Annotated in this window: 20 protein-coding genes; 19 read left to right on the top strand and 1 reads right to left on the bottom strand. The window is 36.7% G+C overall.

Annotation, left to right across the window (positions count from 1 at the left end; all coding sequences use genetic code 11):
- The first annotated feature begins 3 nt into the window (after positions 1-3).
- On the top strand, positions 4-930 hold the full coding sequence (locus AC4BC7_RS06395; RefSeq protein WP_490504176.1) for a homoserine O-succinyltransferase: 927 nt from the start codon (positions 4-6) through the stop codon (positions 928-930).
- Between the two features lie 46 nt (positions 931-976).
- Here AC4BC7_RS06395 and AC4BC7_RS06390 read toward each other — a convergent pair whose 3' ends face one another.
- Positions 977-1,828 carry a pyruvate, water dikinase regulatory protein gene (locus AC4BC7_RS06390; RefSeq protein ID WP_207941039.1) on the bottom strand — a complete coding sequence of 284 codons (852 nt, stop codon included), beginning with the start codon at positions 1,826-1,828 and terminating at the stop codon, positions 977-979.
- A gap of 92 nt (positions 1,829-1,920) precedes the next feature.
- Here AC4BC7_RS06390 and AC4BC7_RS06385 point away from each other — a divergent pair, with 92 nt between their 5' ends.
- From AC4BC7_RS06385 to glyQ, 18 genes are all read left to right on the top strand, one after another.
- The gene (locus AC4BC7_RS06385; RefSeq protein ID WP_207941038.1) at positions 1,921-2,358 is read left to right on the top strand and encodes a transcriptional repressor; all 438 of its coding nucleotides are present in this window, start codon (positions 1,921-1,923) and stop codon (positions 2,356-2,358) included.
- A 208-nt stretch (positions 2,359-2,566) separates the two neighbouring features.
- On the top strand, positions 2,567-2,743 hold the full coding sequence (gene rpsU / locus AC4BC7_RS06380; RefSeq protein WP_002356740.1) for a 30S ribosomal protein S21: 177 nt from the start codon (positions 2,567-2,569) through the stop codon (positions 2,741-2,743).
- Between the two features lie 44 nt (positions 2,744-2,787).
- On the top strand, positions 2,788-3,237 hold the full coding sequence (locus AC4BC7_RS06375; RefSeq protein WP_207941037.1) for a GatB/YqeY domain-containing protein: 450 nt from the start codon (positions 2,788-2,790) through the stop codon (positions 3,235-3,237).
- A gap of 152 nt (positions 3,238-3,389) precedes the next feature.
- Complete coding sequence (locus AC4BC7_RS06370) at positions 3,390-4,364, top strand: PhoH family protein (protein WP_207941036.1); 975 nt, start codon at positions 3,390-3,392, stop codon at positions 4,362-4,364.
- A 25-nt stretch (positions 4,365-4,389) separates the two neighbouring features.
- Positions 4,390-6,588, top strand: coding sequence for an HD family phosphohydrolase (locus tag AC4BC7_RS06365; protein ID WP_490504175.1), 2,199 nt, complete (start codon positions 4,390-4,392; stop codon positions 6,586-6,588).
- 2 nt (positions 6,589-6,590) lie between these two features.
- Entirely contained in the window at positions 6,591-7,076 is a 486-nt protein-coding gene (gene ybeY / locus AC4BC7_RS06360) for an rRNA maturation RNase YbeY (RefSeq protein ID WP_207941469.1), read from the top strand.
- On the top strand, positions 7,054-7,461 hold the full coding sequence (locus AC4BC7_RS06355; protein WP_207941034.1) for a diacylglycerol kinase family protein: 408 nt from the start codon (positions 7,054-7,056) through the stop codon (positions 7,459-7,461). The genes ybeY and AC4BC7_RS06355 overlap by 23 nt, the downstream gene beginning before the upstream one ends.
- A gap of 18 nt (positions 7,462-7,479) precedes the next feature.
- Positions 7,480-8,379 carry a GTPase Era gene (gene era, locus AC4BC7_RS06350; RefSeq protein ID WP_490504174.1) on the top strand — a complete coding sequence of 300 codons (900 nt, stop codon included), beginning with the start codon at positions 7,480-7,482 and terminating at the stop codon, positions 8,377-8,379.
- A gap of 68 nt (positions 8,380-8,447) precedes the next feature.
- The gene (recO, locus tag AC4BC7_RS06345; RefSeq protein WP_207941032.1) at positions 8,448-9,245 is read left to right on the top strand and encodes a DNA repair protein RecO; all 798 of its coding nucleotides are present in this window, start codon (positions 8,448-8,450) and stop codon (positions 9,243-9,245) included.
- 148 nt (positions 9,246-9,393) lie between these two features.
- Positions 9,394-10,953 (top strand): ATP phosphoribosyltransferase, encoded by a 1,560-nt coding sequence (hisG, locus tag AC4BC7_RS06340; RefSeq protein WP_490504173.1) that lies wholly within the window; start codon positions 9,394-9,396, stop codon positions 10,951-10,953.
- Entirely contained in the window at positions 10,953-12,233 is a 1,281-nt protein-coding gene (gene hisD, locus AC4BC7_RS06335; RefSeq protein WP_490504417.1) for a histidinol dehydrogenase, read from the top strand. Before hisG ends, hisD begins: the two co-directional genes overlap by 1 nt.
- Positions 12,230-13,279 (top strand): histidinol-phosphate transaminase, encoded by a 1,050-nt coding sequence (hisC, locus tag AC4BC7_RS06330; RefSeq protein ID WP_207941030.1) that lies wholly within the window; start codon positions 12,230-12,232, stop codon positions 13,277-13,279. Before hisD ends, hisC begins: the two co-directional genes overlap by 4 nt.
- The gene (hisB, locus tag AC4BC7_RS06325) at positions 13,276-13,869 is read left to right on the top strand and encodes an imidazoleglycerol-phosphate dehydratase HisB (RefSeq protein ID WP_207941029.1); all 594 of its coding nucleotides are present in this window, start codon (positions 13,276-13,278) and stop codon (positions 13,867-13,869) included. Before hisC ends, hisB begins: the two co-directional genes overlap by 4 nt.
- A 10-nt stretch (positions 13,870-13,879) precedes the next feature.
- Positions 13,880-14,503, top strand: coding sequence for an imidazole glycerol phosphate synthase subunit HisH (gene hisH, locus AC4BC7_RS06320; RefSeq protein WP_207941028.1), 624 nt, complete (start codon positions 13,880-13,882; stop codon positions 14,501-14,503).
- Positions 14,500-15,216, top strand: a complete 717-nt coding sequence (hisA, locus tag AC4BC7_RS06315; RefSeq protein ID WP_207941027.1) for a 1-(5-phosphoribosyl)-5-[(5-phosphoribosylamino)methylideneamino]imidazole-4-carboxamide isomerase — start codon at positions 14,500-14,502, stop codon at positions 15,214-15,216. Before hisH ends, hisA begins: the two co-directional genes overlap by 4 nt.
- Before the next feature lies 1 nt (position 15,217).
- Positions 15,218-15,973 carry an imidazole glycerol phosphate synthase subunit HisF gene (gene hisF, locus AC4BC7_RS06310; protein WP_207941026.1) on the top strand — a complete coding sequence of 252 codons (756 nt, stop codon included), beginning with the start codon at positions 15,218-15,220 and terminating at the stop codon, positions 15,971-15,973.
- 12 nt (positions 15,974-15,985) lie between these two features.
- Positions 15,986-16,630: a bifunctional phosphoribosyl-AMP cyclohydrolase/phosphoribosyl-ATP diphosphatase HisIE gene (gene hisIE / locus AC4BC7_RS06305; protein WP_490504172.1), complete on the top strand. Its 645-nt coding sequence runs from the start codon at positions 15,986-15,988 to the stop codon at positions 16,628-16,630.
- 560 nt (positions 16,631-17,190) lie between these two features.
- Positions 17,191-18,105, top strand: coding sequence for a glycine--tRNA ligase subunit alpha (gene glyQ / locus AC4BC7_RS06300; protein WP_207941024.1), 915 nt, complete (start codon positions 17,191-17,193; stop codon positions 18,103-18,105).
- Position 18,106: the final 1 nt, after the last annotated feature.

Genomic DNA, 18,106 nt, shown 5'->3' with positions numbered 1-18,106 from the left:
TCGATGCCAATTAAACTTCCCAATGATTTTCCTGCTAAATCAGTTTTAGAAAAAGAAGACATTTTTGCGATTGAAGAAAAACGTGCTACGCAACAAGATATCCGTCCGCTACGTTTACTATTATTAAACTTAATGCCCAATAAAATTGATACGGAAATTCAATTGCTTCGTTTAATTAGTCAAAGCCCTTTGCAAATTGATGTAGATTTTTTAAAATTAGTCTCACATACACACAAAAATACCAGTCCGAACCATCTGTCAAAATTCTATTTATCGTTTGAAGAAATTAAAAATGCCTGTTATGACGGGTTAATTATTACCGGAGCACCTGTTGAAACATTGCCGTTTGAAGAAGTGGATTATTGGCAAGAACTTGTTAAAGTTATGGATTGGAGTCAAACAAATACAACTTCTGTGATTCATATTTGTTGGGGAGCTCAAGCAGGATTATATCATCATTACAAAGTAGAAAAAATTCAATATGAACAAAAATTATTTGGCATTTACCCACAACGTTTAAATATAAGTCATCGTTTATTCCGCGGATTTGATGATATTTTTATGGGACCACAATCACGCTATACAGGGATTGATGAAAGTCAAATTCAAGAAGAACAGTTGCGAATCGTGGCAGCAAACGATGAAATTGGCGCAACGATTTTGATTTCAACCGATGACCATAATATTTTCTTATTGGGGCATTTTGAATATGACACCGATAGTTTACAAAGAGAATACTTACGTGACCAACAGCGTGGATTAGCGACTAAACTGCCTGTCAATTATTTTGAGGACGAAGGATTGACTAAAGTAACGAATTGCTGGCGAGGCAACGCACATTTGCTGTATCATAATTGGCTGAATGATGTTTATCAAATGACGCCCTATAATTTGGAAGACATTCCCAAGTTACGTGCCAAAAAAGCATAATAAAAAAATTCCGTGAACCATGGTTTACGGAATTTTTAGCATGTTGTTAATCATCATCAGTTGCATAGTAACTATGATCTTCTAGATTTAATTTATTTAAGATAATCGAAGCCGTTTCTTCAATAGATAAAGTTGCGACATTAATCACTTCACAGCCTAATTTTTTATATAAGTCATGAGCAAAAGCTAATTCTTCTTTGATACGGTCAATATCAGAGTACGCTGTATCGGGATTTAAACCATACGCAATCATCCGTTTTTTACGAATGCCATTCAACACATCAGGATCATTTGTTAAACCAACAATTTTTTTAGGGTCAATTTCCCATAATTGTTTTGGAATATGCGCTTGAGGAACTAATGGCAAGTTTGCAACCTTTAAGTTTTTGTTGGCTAAGAATAAACTTAGCGGCGTTTTAGAAGTACGTGAAACGCCTAATAAAACTACATCAGCTTCCAAGAAACCACGTGGATCTTTCCCGTCATCATATTTGACCGCAAACTCCATGGCTTTAATTCGTTTGAAATAGTTTTTATTTAGATGATGCAAAGCACCTGGTTCACGTGTAGGAGCAACACCGGTCCGTCGTTCAACTTCAGCAACAGGTGGTGTTAATACGTCAAAGTGATACAAGCCACTTTCTTCACAAAAATCATGCGTCAATTCAACTAAATCTTCATTAATTAATGTGTGTAAAATAACGGCATTATGTTTTTTTGCATCTGCTAAAGTTTTAAGCAGCGTGCTTTTAGTTGTGATAAAAGTTCGGCGAAACATTTCAAATTTTACCGATGGATATTGAGCCATCGTTGCTTGCGCTAATTTAGAAGCTGTTTCACCAGCAGAGTCTGAAATAACGAAAAAGGTTAAGAGCGACTCTTTTTTTTCTTCTGTCATAAAACGATCCCTCACTTGCATTTTAATTAATCTTATTATACCATACACTCATTAAAAATAATCGGAATGATTTTGGTTTGGAGGGATGGAAAGTGAAAAATCAAACATCCATTGAGCAGGCGTTGCAGACATTAAAAGACAACGGTTTGAAATATACAAAAAAAAGAGAAGCGATGATTGCTTATCTTGCAAAAGCAAATCGTTATGTTCCTGCTAAAGAATTACATGAGTATATGTCCATAGAATATCCAGGCTTAAGCTACGACACTATTTATCGCAATTTACATGACTTCTCAGAAATTGGCATTTTAGAAGAAACTGAATTAAACGGTGAAATGAAATTCCGATTTCATTGTTGTTCACATGGTATCGAACATCATCATCATCATTTTATTTGTACCATTTGTGGCAAAACAAAAGAATTATCGATTTGTCCCATGGATTTTTTTCAAGACCAATTACCTGGTTGTACAATTGAAAGTCACCGTTTTGAAATTTTTGGTCGCTGTGAAGAGTGTCAACCTGTGTAAATGAACTTTTTTTCAGAATTTTTCAGAAATAATGAGAGAATTCAGAAAAATTTTTGAAAAATCTCATTATTTATCAGAAGTTTTTAGAAGAACGACTTGACACGCTTTCTTCACTTAGCTATAATTTTTAAAGGACAGTATTGTTATAAGATATTTTATTTCTATGACAAAAACGGTTACTATTTGAGCTCGGAGGGAGGGAATTTACATGTCAAAAACAGTCGTTCGTAAAAACGAATCTCTTGATGATGCTCTTCGTCGCTTCAAACGTTCCGTTTCAAAAGCAGGTACGTTACAAGAATCACGTAAACGTGAGTTTTATGAAAAACCAAGCGTGAAACGTAAGAAAAAATCTGAAGCAGCTAGAAAACGCAAGAAATTCTAATTTTAATTTTTAAGTTTTCTGTTGTGAGAAGTGGAGCTGGTAGTGTGTCACTACTTAGTAAACTGAACGATGATATGAAGACGGCGATGAAGGCAAAGGAGAAAGAGACCTTGCAAGTCATTCGCATGCTGAAAGCATCGTTACAAAATGAACAGATCAAGGTCGGTCGTGACTTAACAGAAGATGAAGAGTTGACGGTTTTATCTCGTGAGATGAAACAACGACGTGATTCTTTGACCGAATTTGAAAAAGCAGGTCGTGAAGACCTCACAGAAAAAGTCAAAGGTGAAATTACAATTGTTGAACAATATCTACCTGCACAATTAACCGACGAAGAAATTCGTCAAATTGTTGTAGATGCGATTGAAAAAACTGGTGCTACTTCACCAAAAGAATTTGGTAAAGTAATGGGTCTAGTGATGCCTCAAGTAAAAGGTAAAGCAGATGGTAACCAAGTAAATGCAGTCGTCAAAGAATTATTAACTGAAAAGTAATGAATCCGTCGCAGGCAAGCAATTGTCTGCGGCTTTTTTGTTTCGTAATAAAAACCTTAAAAGACTCTCATACAAAAAGCAGAAGCGATTTTTCTTTTATCTATTGTATGGTATTATTAGAGTGAATGTAGATAAAAAGGAGAGAGAATTTTTTGACAGAAGAGCAAGTATCTTTAGAAATTAAATTAACTGAAGCTGACGATGCCAGCATGTTATTTGGAACACACGATAAACATATTAAAGTGATTGAAGAAACAACACAAACGATTATTCGCACACGCGGAGAAATCATTCAAATCAAAGGGAACCAAGAGAAGATTGAGCAAGCAGCAGCGGTTATCGGTGCCTTGCAAGAATTGATTAAGCGTGGCATTCAAGTGCATACACCTGATGTTGTAACAGCACTAAAAATGGTATCAAAAGGCAATACAACGACATTTATTGATATGTACGAAGAAGAAATCATCAAAGATCGTAATGGTAAGCCGATTCGTGTAAAAAATGTCGGTCAAAAAAAATACATTGATGCGGTACGTACGCACGATGTCACATTTGGAATCGGTCCGGCTGGGACAGGGAAAACGTTCTTAGCTGTTGTTTTAGCAATTGCAGCGTTAAAAAAAGGGCAAGTTCAAAAAATCATTTTAACTCGCCCAGCTGTTGAAGCTGGCGAAAATCTTGGTTTTTTACCTGGAGACTTAAAAGAAAAGGTAGATCCTTATTTACGTCCGGTTTATGATGCCTTGTATCAAATTTTTGGCATGGAACACACGAATCGACTTATGGAACGTGGGGTCATTGAAATTGCACCTTTAGCTTACATGCGTGGACGAACATTAGAAGACGCTTTTGTAATTTTAGACGAAGCTCAAAATACAACAATTGCTCAAATGAAAATGTTCTTAACACGTTTAGGCTATAACTCAAAGATGATTGTCAATGGAGATACTAGCCAAATTGACTTGCCTAGAGGCGTTACGAGTGGGTTAGTCCACGCAGAACGTACGTTGCACAAAATTAATAAAATCGCTTTTGCTACATTTACAGCAAGTGATGTTGTACGTCACCCAGTTGTAGCAGAGATTATTCAAGCATATGATGAGGCGGAAATACGAGAAGTGAAATAGTTTTGTTATCTAGGAGGGGAAATAGATGATTATTCAACCTTTAAGAAAAATACGTGAAAAACTAGGGAGATTTTTCGTACCGCTAGTACTCCTAATTTTTTTCATTTTTATGATTGGTTTAGTATTTTCTAGTGTGAAACAACGTGCCGTCGATTATAAAGAAGGGCAAGTAGCTGAAACAAGTATTCGTGCCAATAAAACCATTGAGAATACCTCCGCTACGGAACAAAAACGAAAAATTGCTGCTGAAGCGGTTATCCCAGAATATACGTACCAAGAAGATATTGCACAAAAGCAACATGAATTGATTCAACATCTTTTTCAATTAGTTGGAAAAGTAAAAGAAGATAGCGAAGCAGAAAATAAAAAACGAGAAGCGGATGCTAAAGAGAATCAAACAGTGCAAAAGGTGACCGTGGATGAGCAAATTGCTGCGTTGAAAAAGGAATTTGAACAGATTGATTCAGATGATTTAAGTTTCTATCAACGAGTAAGTAATAGCTTTTTCCAAATTGTTTTTTCTTTAAGTTCCGAAGCATTAGAAACGGTCCAAAATGAAACCCTTACTTTACTTGATGAACAAATGAGTAAACAAGTTCGTCAATCAAACCTTGCAGAAGCCCGTAAAGATGCGGAAGAAAAAGTTGGATTTTTGGATGTGACCAGCAATCAGGCGCAAGCCATTCGTTTGATGCTTAATCAGGGAATTGTGGTCAACACGTTCTTAAATGAACGAAAAACGCAAGACTTACAAGAAGCAGCCAAAGAAGCCGTTCAGCCAGTAATGATTTACCAAGGTGAAATTATTGTTCGTGAAGGTTCACAAATTGATGCCAATGCAATTGAAAAATTAAACTTGTTAGGGATGACTAGTTCCAATGCCTCATTGTTTCCACTGGTAGCATTAGTAATGACTATTTTGCTACAAATCATGGTCTTACTTTATTTTGTAAAACAATGGTCTGATCGAGAAAGACGCGAAAATTATTTGACGTTTTATGCAGTAACCATGGTTTTGAGTATCTTGGTCATGAAATTTTTCCAAGTATTCCAAACAGAGGCAGTTCCTTTTATTCCACTATTTTATCCAGCTGCATTTGCTCCATTAGTGTTAAGTTTATTCTTAAATAGACGTTTGGGGATTTTAGCAGCAGCGTTTCAAGTAGTGACAGCGACGTTTATTTTCTATCAATCAATTGATACCAATCTTTTAACTATCATTTTAGTTTCTTATATGTTTTCAGGAATTATGGGCACTGTTTTGGCAAGAAAACGAATTGTCGATCAAGGAACTAAAGCGCTAGTATGGGTGGTTATTTTCCCATTCTTAATTAATTTGATTTTGGTGATTTTTCAAGGGATGAGTTTTGCTAATGGACGAACCTGGATTGCATTGGCATGTGGCTTAGCGGGTAGTATTTTCTCATTATTATTAACGATTGGGTTACATCAATACATTGAGTTATTGATTACAGACGATAGCGTGATTATTTTGAATGAATTAAGTAATCCAAATCATCCGTTATTAAAGCAATTGTTAGAAGAAGCACCAGGAACATATCATCACAGCATGATGGTTGCTAACCTAAGTGCAAATGCAGTAGCAGAAATTGGGGGGCATTCGTTATTAACTCGTGTGGCATGTTATTATCATGATATTGGAAAACTAAAACATGCCAACTTCTTTGTGGAAAATCTACCTGCTGGGGCAGAAAATCCACATAACTTCTTGTTGCCAGCTGATAGTAAGCAAATCATTTTTGGACATGTAATTGATGGGGCGGCATTACTTGAAGAGAAAAATATGCCACAAATGGTTATTGACATTTGTCGTCAGCATCATGGAACCACATTGATGAAATTTTTCTATGTTAAAGCGAAAGAACGTAATGCAGAAGTAACAGAAGAAGAATATCGTTATCCTGGTCCAATCCCGCAAACACGTGAAGCAGCAGTGGTTAGTATTGCCGATAGTTGTGAAGCAGCAGTACGAGCGATGGAAAATCCAACCAATGAAAAGATTCGTCAGTTCGTTTCTAACTTAATTACTGATCGGATTTTAGATGGCCAATTAGATGATTCTGGTTTGACTCTCAAAGAAATTAGAATTATTGAAAATTCATTAGTGAATGGTCTATGTAGTACATTCCATTCAAGAATTAAATATCCAAAAATGAAATCAGAAGCAGAGAAAATGAAAGAAGAACAAGAAAGAAGAGAATAATGATGGAGATTACCTTTATTGATGAAACAAATGCTGTTTCAAACGACAAAGTGGCAGATATTGAATCGTTGCTTCAGTTTGCGGCCGATTATTTAAAACTGCCCGAAGAAACTGAGATGTCCGTCACATTTATGGATAATGCCGCAATTCAAGTCATTAATCGCACGTATCGTGACAAAGATGCACCGACTGATGTCATTAGTTTTGCAATGGAAGAAGAGGGCGAAGATGAATTGCCGATTATTTTTGATGAAGAGGATGACTTTGAATTAGATATGCCACGTACGTTGGGGGATATTATGATTTCAACAGAGCGAGCACAAGAACAAGCACAAGAATATGGCCACAGTTATGATCGTGAATTAGGTTTTCTAGCATTGCATGGTTTTTTGCATATCAATGGTTACGATCATATGACACCTGAAGATGAGAAGGTAATGTTTGGACTACAAAAGGAAATCTTGGATGCCTATGGACTTGAAAGATAAAAAACAAAACATTGAAAAAAACAAGCATTTTATTAATTCAGTGGAATTTGCTTTAACAGGGATTAAAACTGTTTATAAAGATGAGCGTAATATGCGTAGTCATACCGTCGTTGCTATTTGTGTCATCTTGTTGGGATTTATTTTTCGATTAAGTCAACAAGAATGGTTGTGGGTACTTTTAAGTATTTTTTTGGTGATAATTATGGAAATCATCAACACAGCCTTTGAAAATGTAGTAGATATGGTAACAAATAAACATTTTCATCCATTAGGAAAAAAAATTAAAGATATGGCTGCTGGTGCAGTATTAATTACGTCCTTATTTGCTTTGCTAATTGGCGCAATTATTTTTCTGCCAAAACTTATTCAGCTAGTTTTTCATTAGAAAAGAGGAAAAAATTATATGACAGAACATAAATCAGGGTTTGTTGCCATTGTTGGTCGCCCGAATGTTGGAAAATCAACACTTTTAAATCGTATTGTTGGGCAAAAAATTGCGATTATGAGTGACAAAGCTCAAACAACTAGAAATAAAATTCAAGGTGTTTATACAACACCAGATACGCAAATTGTCTTTATCGATACACCTGGAATTCATAAACCAAAACATCGCTTAGGTGATTTTATGGTAGAAACAGCTTATAGTGCCTTACGTGAAGTAGATGTCACTTTATTTATGATTAGTGCCGATCAAAAGCGCGGAAAAGGCGATGACTTTATTATTGAACGTTTGAAAAAAAGTGACGTGCCGGTCTTTTTAATCGTCAATAAAATTGATAAGGTTCATCCTGATGCGTTATTAGAAACGATTCAAGACTACACAAGTCAAATGGAATTTGCTGAAGTTGTTCCAATTTCAGCAACAGAAGGAAACAATTTTGAGACACTCATGGATGTTTTAGTAGAACAAATGCCAGAGGGACCACAATATTTCCCTGACGACCAAATTACGGATCATCCAGAATACTTTATTGTTTCTGAATTAATTCGTGAAAAAGTGTTATTATTAACACGTGATGAAGTACCGCATTCTGTTGCTGTAGTTGTTGATTCAATGAAGCGTAATGAAAATGATAAAGTTCAAGTGCAAGCAACAATTATTGTTGAACGTGATAGCCAAAAAGGCATTATTATTGGAAAAGGCGGAAAAATGCTGAAAGTTATCGGTACCAAAGCACGTCAAGATATTGAACATCTATTAGGCGATAAGGTCTATCTAGAACTATGGGTTAAAGTTCAAAAAGATTGGCGTGACAAACAAACGTATTTGAAAGATTACGGTTACCGCGAAGACAATTATTAATCGGTTATGGCGAGATAGATCTCTATGGAGAATTTGTCTCGCTTTTCTTTCCAAAGGAGGGGAATTTGATGGGGATTGCCGAATCAAAAGGGATTTTGCTTTTTAGTAAAAATCATAAAGAAAAAGATAAATTAGTCAAAATTTTTACTGAATCTGCAGGCAAGCAAATGTTTTACGTTAAAGGGGCACATCGTAAAAATAATCCGCTAGCACCAGCATTACTCCCTTATACAGAAGCTGTTTATATTGGTAAATTCAATAGCGAAGGGTTGTCTTTTTTGAATGCGGCAAAAAATATCCATGCTTATCGTAATATTCAAGCAGATATTTTTTTAGCGGGATATGCAACGTATATGATGAATTTAGTGGACGCAGCGATTGAAGACCATGTGTATGATCCCAATTTATTTCATTTTTTGGAACAAGCCTTAATGATGTTAGATCAGGGAAATGATGGCGAAATTTTAACCAATATTTTTGAAATTCAATTATTGCAACGTTTTGGAATTACCATTAATTGGCAAAAATGCGCGGTCTGTGGAGAAACGCAGGGTAAATTTGATTATTCTTCAACATATAGCGGTGTTTTATGTGAACGCCATTGGGACAAGGATCCCCATCGTTATCATGCAGATCCAATCGCCATTCATTTTATCCGCATGTTTTCTCAAATTTCTTATGAACATATTCAATCCATTGAACTAAAATCAGAAACCAAAGCATTAATTCGACAAACGATTGATGCTTTGTATGAAGAATATGTCGGCGTGAACTTAAAAAGTAAAACGTTTATCGATCAAATGGGTAAATGGGAAACAGTCTTTCAAACGCCCGATAAAACGACGAACGTTTCACACAATGAGTGATTGTGTGAAACGTTTTTTTGTTTGTAATAACCGAATAAATTTACAGAAAATTACAAAATTTAAGGAGTAAATATTGACCTTTGCTTAATTTATCTTTATGATACTCTTAATACATTTTTATTGAATTTTAATTGTTAGGAGTGGGATTTTGGAAAATCTGTTTTCAGTATTAAGACCCGAAGAACAAATAGCATTACAACTTAGAGGATTGTATCAATGGCATGGTTTTCAACTTTACCATCTTAGCAGCTTTGAAGAATATGAATTATATAGCCAAAATAAAAAGTTTTTGAATGAAGCTGAAGTAATTACGTTCACTGGTGGCGATGGTCGCATTATGGCATTGAAACCCGACATCACGTTGTCAATTGTAAAAAATACACCTCCTGGAGAAACGAGAAAAATTTATTATTATGAGGATGTGTATCGTCACGATCGTCAAAATGGCGAATATTTACGTATCCATCAAACTGGTCTGGAATTTATTGGTGAGATTGGTCAGCAAGAAGAATTAGAAGTATTGCATTTAGCTTTAGAAAGCCTTTCAGTTGCAGGTGGTGGTGTGTTAGATGTCTCTCATATCGGTGTACTTAAAGCGATTTGTGGCTTATTTCCTGTTGAAAAACATGATGAAGTGATTAAAGCACTGCAACAAAAAAGTCCCCATGTTATTCGTAGTTTAGGAGAAAAAACAGGAGTTCCTGAAGAGAAACTGATTCTTTTGGAAGAACTTATCACATTATGTGGTGATTTTAAGCAAACGTATGCTAAAGCATCAGCTATTTTTACCAATCCAGTGGCTATTTCTGCAATTGAAGAACTAAAACAATTATATGACTTGTTAGAAAAAGAAGGCCGTCTTCCGAAAAATGTGAAAATTCGTTTAGACTTCTCAATTGTAAATGATGCCGATTATTATAGTGGGTTACTGTTTCAAGGGTTTGTAAAAAAAGTCAATCAAGCCGTATTATTTGGTGGTCGCTATGATTATTTATTACAAAAACAAGATAAAGCACAAGGCGGTATCGGTTTTGGAATGTATTTAAACAATCTAGGACGCTCTGTGGAAGTTCCTGAAGAGACAGACGACTATTTATGCTTTGCGTTGCCAAAAGGGCGTATGGCGAATTCTGTGTACCAATTATTAGTCAATGCTAATTTAGCAAGCGCCAATATTTTTGAAGATAACCGCAAATTGATTTTTGTCGATGAAAAGAAGAAGTTGAAGTTTTTCCTAGTTAAACCAAGTGATGTTGCCATTTATGTGGAACATGGCGTGGCAGACATCGGTGTTATTGGTAAAGATGTCTTAGACGAAACAGAACCGAATGTTTTAGAGCTATTAGATTTAGGTATGGGGAAATGTAAAATGGCAGTTGCTGCACATAAAGATTTCAAACAAGATAACACACGTACGTTGCGTGTAGCGACTAAATATGCCAATACTACCCGTAAATATTTCAGTCGTTTGGGACAATCCGTCGAATTAATTCAATTACATGGTTCGATTGAACTAGCACCATTGTTGAATTTATCAGATGTAATTGTTGATATTGTCGAAACGGGCACTACTTTACGTGAAAATGATTTAACGGTGATTCAAGATATCGCCCCCTCTTCTGCGCGATTGGTTGTTAATCATTCAACTTGGCGTTTTAAAGAAGAAACGATTCAGACTTTGTTAGAGAAGGTGAAAGAACAACTATGATAAACATTCGTACAACAAAAGAAGAAACCATCGAACAATTAATTCAACGAAAAGCTGGCGAAAGTCAAGATGTTTCTAAAGTCGTAGCCCAAGTCTTAAACGACATAAAAGAGCGTGGCGACGTAGCATTAAAAGAATATACAAAAAAATTCGATCAAGTTGAATTAACTGAATTTAAAGTTAGCGACAGCGAATTTACAGAAGGATTAGCAGAAATCACTTCTGAATTTCTAACTATTTTAGAACAAGCCAAGCAAAACATTACAAATTTCCATGAAAAACAAGTGCAACGCGGTTTCATTTCAACGAATGAGCAAGGAATTGTGATGGGGCAACGTGTTTTACCTTTAGATACAGTAGGGGTCTACGTACCAGGAGGAACAGCTGCTTACCCAAGTACTGTCTTAATGGATGTTTTACCAGCTAAAATTGCTGGTGTCGGAAAGATTGTTATGATTACGCCACCAAATAAAGCAGGAAAAATTCCGCCAGCTATTTTAGCAGCGGCTAAAGTTGCCGGGGTGGATGCTATTTATAAAGTTGGTGGTGCACAAGGTGTGGCTGCATTAGCTTATGGTACAGAAACAATTCCCAGTGTAGATAAAATTGTTGGTCCAGGAAATATTTATGTGGCGACTGCCAAACGTATGGTTTATGGTTTAGTCGATATTGATATGATTGCTGGACCGAGTGATATTTTAATTGTTGCTGATGAAACGGCGAACCCAAAATGGTTAGCAGCAGATTTATTGGCACAAGCGGAACATGATACTTTGGCACAAGCTGTTTTAGTAACAACTAGTGAGGAAATTGCAAAAGCAGTTCAAGAAGAATTACGCCAGCAATTAGCTGTTTTACCACGTAAAGAGATTGCGCAAGCTTCCATTGAAAACAACGGCAAAATTATTGTTGCACAGTCTTTAGATGAAGCACTGATCTTAGCGAATCGGATTGCACCAGAGCATTTAGAGTTGTGTGTCGCTGAACCATTTGCTTTATTAGGAAAAGTCAAACACGCAGGCAGTGTCTTTTTAGGCCATCATACACCAGAAGTATTAGGAGATTATTTTGCTGGACCTAATCATACTTTACCAACAGAAGGCACAGCACGTTTTTATTCGCCGCTTTCTGTCGATGATTTTATCAAGAAAAGTAGTTATTTATATTATTCAAAAGAAGCGTTACAAGCCTCTGCTGAGCAAGTCATTGCTTTTGCCGAAATGGAAGGGTTAGACGGGCATGCCCGTTCAATGGCAGTGCGAAAGGAGAGCAATCAATGAGTTTTTTAGATAGTCAATTTCAACATCTGGTACCGTATGTACCCGGTGAACAGACACGGACAAAAGTTATTAAATTAAATACCAATGAAAACCCCTATGATCCGCCACAAAATGTGATTGAAGCGGCCAAAGAAGCAGCTAAAACATTAAGCCGCTATTCCGATCCGACATGTCTACAAGTGATTCAACCATTGGCGAAACACTTTAACGTGGCACCAGAAAACATCTTTTTGGGGAATGGTAGTGATGAAGTATTGTTCTTTCTTTTTCAGGGATTTATGGAAAAAGGCGTGCAATTCCCAGATATTACGTATGGTTTTTATGAAGTCTATAGTGATTTATTCCATTTAAAGACGGAAATCATTTCATTAAAAGAGGATTTATCCATTGATTTAGCAGAATACACGGGAGAAGCAACAGTCATTATTGCCAATCCTAATGCGCCGACTGGCCTAATGATAGCCCCAGAAGTTATTTGTACATTTGCTAAAAATAATCCCCAACGTTTAATTATTGTTGATGAAGCCTATAGTGATTTTAGTGAAGCATCATTAGTTCCTTATCTTGAAGCGCATCCAAATATTTTAGTCGTAGGTACTTTTTCGAAATCACGCCATCTAGCAGGCGCTCGCTTAGGGTACGCGGTGGGTTCGAAGCAATTGATTGAAGACTTAAATAAATTAAAATTTAGTCATAATCCCTACAGTGTGAATGCAATGACGTTAGCTTGTGGCGAAGCTTCTTTACAAGCACAGGACTATGTAGATGAATGTACCCAAAAAATTATTGCTACACGTAATTGGACGCAACAAGAATTACAAAAATTAGGTTTTGAAACCACGAATAGTCAGACTAATTTTGTTTTTTGTCAACATCCAACCGTTGCTGGTGAGACAATTTTTAAACAATTAAAAGAAAAAAATATTTTGGTTCGTTGGTTTAATAATCCACGGATTGCCAATTATTTACGAATTTCAATTGGAACGCCAGAAGAAATGGCAACCTTGATTCAAGCAATCAAAGAAATCGAAGGAGTGGACATATGAGAACAGCTTCAGTTACTAGAAATACCACAGAAACAAAAATTGAACTTACTTTAACCATCGATGGTACTGGACAACAAAAATTTCAAACAGGCGTAGGTTTTCTAGACCATATGTTAGAACTATTTTGTCGTCATGGACGTTTTGATATTGAACTTGTTTGTGATGGTGACGTTCATGTTGATGCACATCACACCACTGAAGATGTTGCGATTGCATTGGGTCGTGCTTTTTCAGATGCTTTAGGGGAGCGTCGCGGAATTAAGCGTTATGGAAGTTTCTTGTTACCGATGGATGAAAGTTTGGTGATGACAGCCATTGATATTAGTGGTCGTGGAATCGCAGTTGTTAATTTAGATATTCCAAGTGAAAAAATCGGCACGCAATTTGATACGGAATTAGTGGAAGAATTTTTCATTGCCTTTGCTCGTGAATTAGGTGCAGCTATTCATTTCCATCAATTTGCTGGTAAGAACAGTCATCACATTGTTGAAGCCTGTTTCAAAGGTTTTGGTCGTGCTTTGGGCCAAGCAACAAGTATTGATGAAGTGGCTCCAGATGAAATTCCATCAACGAAAGGCACAATTATTTAGGAGGCAGGATATGATTGCAATTATTGATTATGGTGTAGGCAATTTGTTTAGCTTGTCGCGTTCATTAGAATATTTAGGTATTGAAAGTACCATTACCAATGATCTTGAACAATTAAAAGCTGCTGACCAAATTATTTTACCAGGCGTAGGGGCCTTTGGTGATGCCATTCAAAAATTACGTGAGCATCAATTAGAAGAACCCATTAAACAACTAGTGAAAGACGGCAAACCGTTAATGGGAATTTGTTTAGGGATGCAACTTTTATTTGAAAAAAGTACGGAATTTGGTGAGCATCGAGGATTAGGACTGCTTTCAGGCGAAATTGTTTCTTTAAAAGAAATGTTACAAGATAAAAATCTGACCTTAAAAGTACCTCACATTGGCTGGAATGAATTGCTTGTTAAAAAAGAGAGTGTGTTACTTAAAAACTTTAGTGTCGGTGAACAAGTCTATTATGTTCACAGTTTTTATGCAACAAATTGTGACGATAGTCTAGTTGCGACGAGTGAATATGGTATCGAAGTTCCGGGATTGGTACAAAAAGGCAATGTCTATGGCGCACAATTTCATCCAGAAAAAAGTGGAACAGTTGGATTACAAATGCTTAAAGCATTTTCGGAGGTGAAAGAATGAAAATTTTTCCAGCGATTGATTTATTAAACGAAAAAGTCGTGCGTTTGTATCAAGGGGATTATGACCAACAAGAAGTTTTTGGCGAGGATCCGGTTGCTTTTGCCAAGTCTTTTGAAGAAAAAGGAGCGAAATATTTGCACCTAGTCGATTTAGATGGAGCAAAAGACGGCGCTTTGCGTTATTTTAAAACAGCAGAAAATATTGTGAAAAATACCAATTTATTTGTGGAAGTCGGTGGTGGTATTCGTGATGAAGCAACGATTGAACGTTGTTTAGCAGCGGGTGTTCATCGTGTAATTATTGGCACTTTACCACAAAAAAATCCAACATTAGCTAAAGAACTCATTCAAAAATATGGCGATAAGATTGCTGTTGGCGTAGATGCTCGCGATGGCAAAGTTGCTGTTGAAGGTTGGTTAGAGACTACAGAAACAGATGCGTTTGATTTTTGTAAAGAATTGGCATCATGGGGAACAAAAACGATTATCTTCACTGAAATCTCACGGGATGGAACTGGACAAGGCATTAATATTCCGTTATATCAACAGTTATTACAAATTGAAGGTGTTGAATTTGTCGCTTCTGGTGGTGTCGCAACCTTAAATGACATTACATCTTTAAAAGAGCTTGGTATTCCAAGTGCGATTGTAGGTAAAGCCTTATATAAGGGAGATTTAAAATTAGAAGACGTCTTGAAAGAAGCGGAGGAATAATATGATTTCAAAACGAATTATTCCTTGCTTAGATGTACGTGATGGACGTGTAGTAAAAGGAGTTAATTTTGCTGGTTTAAAAGATGTTAATGATCCAGTGACGTTAGCCAAATTTTACAACGAACAAGGAGCAGACGAATTAGTCTTTTATGATATTACTGCTTCAGCAGAAGGGCGAGGCTTATTTACAGATATACTTCAAGCTGTTGCATCAGAAGTATTTATTCCTTTAACTGTTGGTGGGGGGATTAATGAATTAAAAGATTTTGAGCGCGTTTTAAATTGTGGAGCTGACAAAGTAAGTGTAAACTCTGGGGCTATTCGTAATCCGCAATTGATTGCAGAAGGTGCCAAGCGTTATGGTAGCCAATGTGTCGTTTTATCTGTTGACATTCGACGTGTAGGAGATGCATGGCATGTGTTTGCAAAAGGCGGTCGTGAAGACACAGGAATCGATGCGTTAGAATGGATTCGTCAAGGTGAAGCATTAGGTGCTGGCGAATTAGTCATCAATAGTATGGATACAGATGGGGTAAAAGAAGGTTTTGATTTGCCTCTATTACAAGCGATTACCGAATTTTCTTCCGTACCGATTGTCGCTTCTGGTGGCGCCGGTAAAGCAGAAGACTTTATTGAATTATTCCAACTACCCAATATTGAAGCCGGACTAGCCGCTTCCATCTTTCATTATGGGGAAGTTAAAATCCCTGATTTGAAAGCAAAGTTAGCTCAAGAACACATTGCAGTACGATTATAGGAGATGAAGAAAATGGATATCCAAACATTAAAATTTGGCGCAGATAATTTGATTCCTGTTGTTGTACAAGATGCAGAAACAAAGGAAGTTTTAACCGTTGCGTACATGAATCAAGAAAGCATTGAATTAACATTAAAAGATAAACTAATGATCTTTTATTCACGCAGTCGTCAAGAATTATGGCGCAAAGGAGAAACGAGCGGGAATTACCAACACTTAGTTTCGTTAAAAGCAGATTGTGATAAAGATGCATTGGTTGCACGAGTGAAAAAAGATGGTCCAGCTTGTCATACTGGTGCCGAAAGCTGTTTTTTTGAAACAATTTATGAAGAAAACCATCCTGAAAAATTTTCATTAGAACAACTATATGCGTTAATTCAAGAAAGAAAAGACACGCCTAAAGAAGGTAGCTACACTAGTTACTTATTCGAAAAAGGTAAAGAAAAAATCTTAAAAAAAATTGGTGAAGAATCAACAGAAGTTGTGATTGGTGCGATGAAAGAAGACCGTGAAGAAACAGTTTATGAAGTCGCTGATTTAGCCTATCATGTGTTGGTATTGATGAATGAAATGAATATTTCGGTTAAAGAAGTTGCCGACGAATTAGCAAAACGTCATGTAGTTGACCATAAAGTGAAACAAGAAACCATGAAGTAATTTGCGAAAATTTTCATCTTTCGTTTGACAAACACTAGAATAACGAATTATTATAGTTATATTCAAATAGTGCGATGAGCATAAAAAGGAAAAAGTAAATCTTTTTAAGCGAGTTTGGAAGAGTGAAAGCCAAACAAAGAACTTTTTACCGTAGGCAATGTGAGCACAGAGACAACGAAGCTGCCGAGCAATCGGAAGTAGGGTGGAACCGCGAACTTATTCGTCCCTATATCTGTACATGAGTATAGATATAGGGACTTTTTGCTGTGAAACACAGCGACTCGCTGAGCAAAGCGAAGCAGAGAGCGGATGTTGAACAGTACTAGGCGACCAGTGGGAGCGTAGTTTCCTCAGCGCCGAAACACAGCGATTCGCTGAGCAAAGCGAAGCAGAGAGCGGATGTTGAACAGTACTAGGCGACCAGTGGGAGCGTAGTTTCCCAGCGCCGAAACACAGCGACTCGCTGAGCAAAGCGAAGCAGAGAGCTGATGTTGAACAGATGGAACCTAGTCCTACAGCGGCTTCCAAAATAAATATCGAAAAAGAAAAGGAGCAAAATCATGAGTCAAAAATTAACTGTTCAAGAAATGATTTTAACATTACAAAAATTTTGGTCTGACAATGGTTGTATGTTAATGCAAGCATATGATACGGAAAAGGGTGCCGGAACGATGAGTCCATACACTTTCTTGCGCGCGATTGGTCCAGAACCTTGGAACGCAGCCTATGTAGAGCCTTCACGTCGTCCAGCTGATGGGCGTTATGGAGAAAACCCAAACCGTTTATACCAACATCATCAATTTCAAGTGGTAATGAAACCTTCACCAGAAAATATTCAAGAGTTATATTTAGAAAGTTTGGAAAAATTAGGAATTAATCCATTAGAGCACGACATTCGCTTCGTTGAAGATAACTGGGAAAATCCATCAATGGGATGTGCTGGTTTAGGTTGGGAAGTTTGGTTAAACGGAATGGAAATTACCCAATTTACTTATTTCCAACAAGTTGGTGGACTTGCCTGTCATCCAGTAACTGCCGAATTGACATATGGTTTGGAGCGTTTAGCTTCTTATATTCAAGAAGTGGAAAGTGTTTATGATTTAGAATGGTCACCAGGAGTTAAATATGGTGAAATCTTCAAACAACCTGAATACGAGCATTCCAAATATTCATTTGAAATTAGTAATCAAGAGATGTTGTTAGATAATTTTACAAAATTTGAAGCAGAAGCAAAACGCTGTATTGCAGAAAACTTAGTGCATCCAGCATATGATTATATTTTAAAATGTAGCCATAATTTCAACTTATTAGATGCGCGAGGTGCGGTTTCAGTAACAGAACGTGCAGGATATTTGGCACGTATCCGTAATATGGCACGTGAAGTAGCTAAAATCTTTGTAGATGAGCGTAAAAAATTAGGTTATCCATTATTAGATCGCGCAGAAGCAGAGAAATTATTACAGGAGGAGAAATAAG

It is taken from the genome of Enterococcus sp. AMC1623, assembly GCF_058216495.1.
This window is presented reverse-complemented; position numbering and strand designations above follow the sequence as displayed.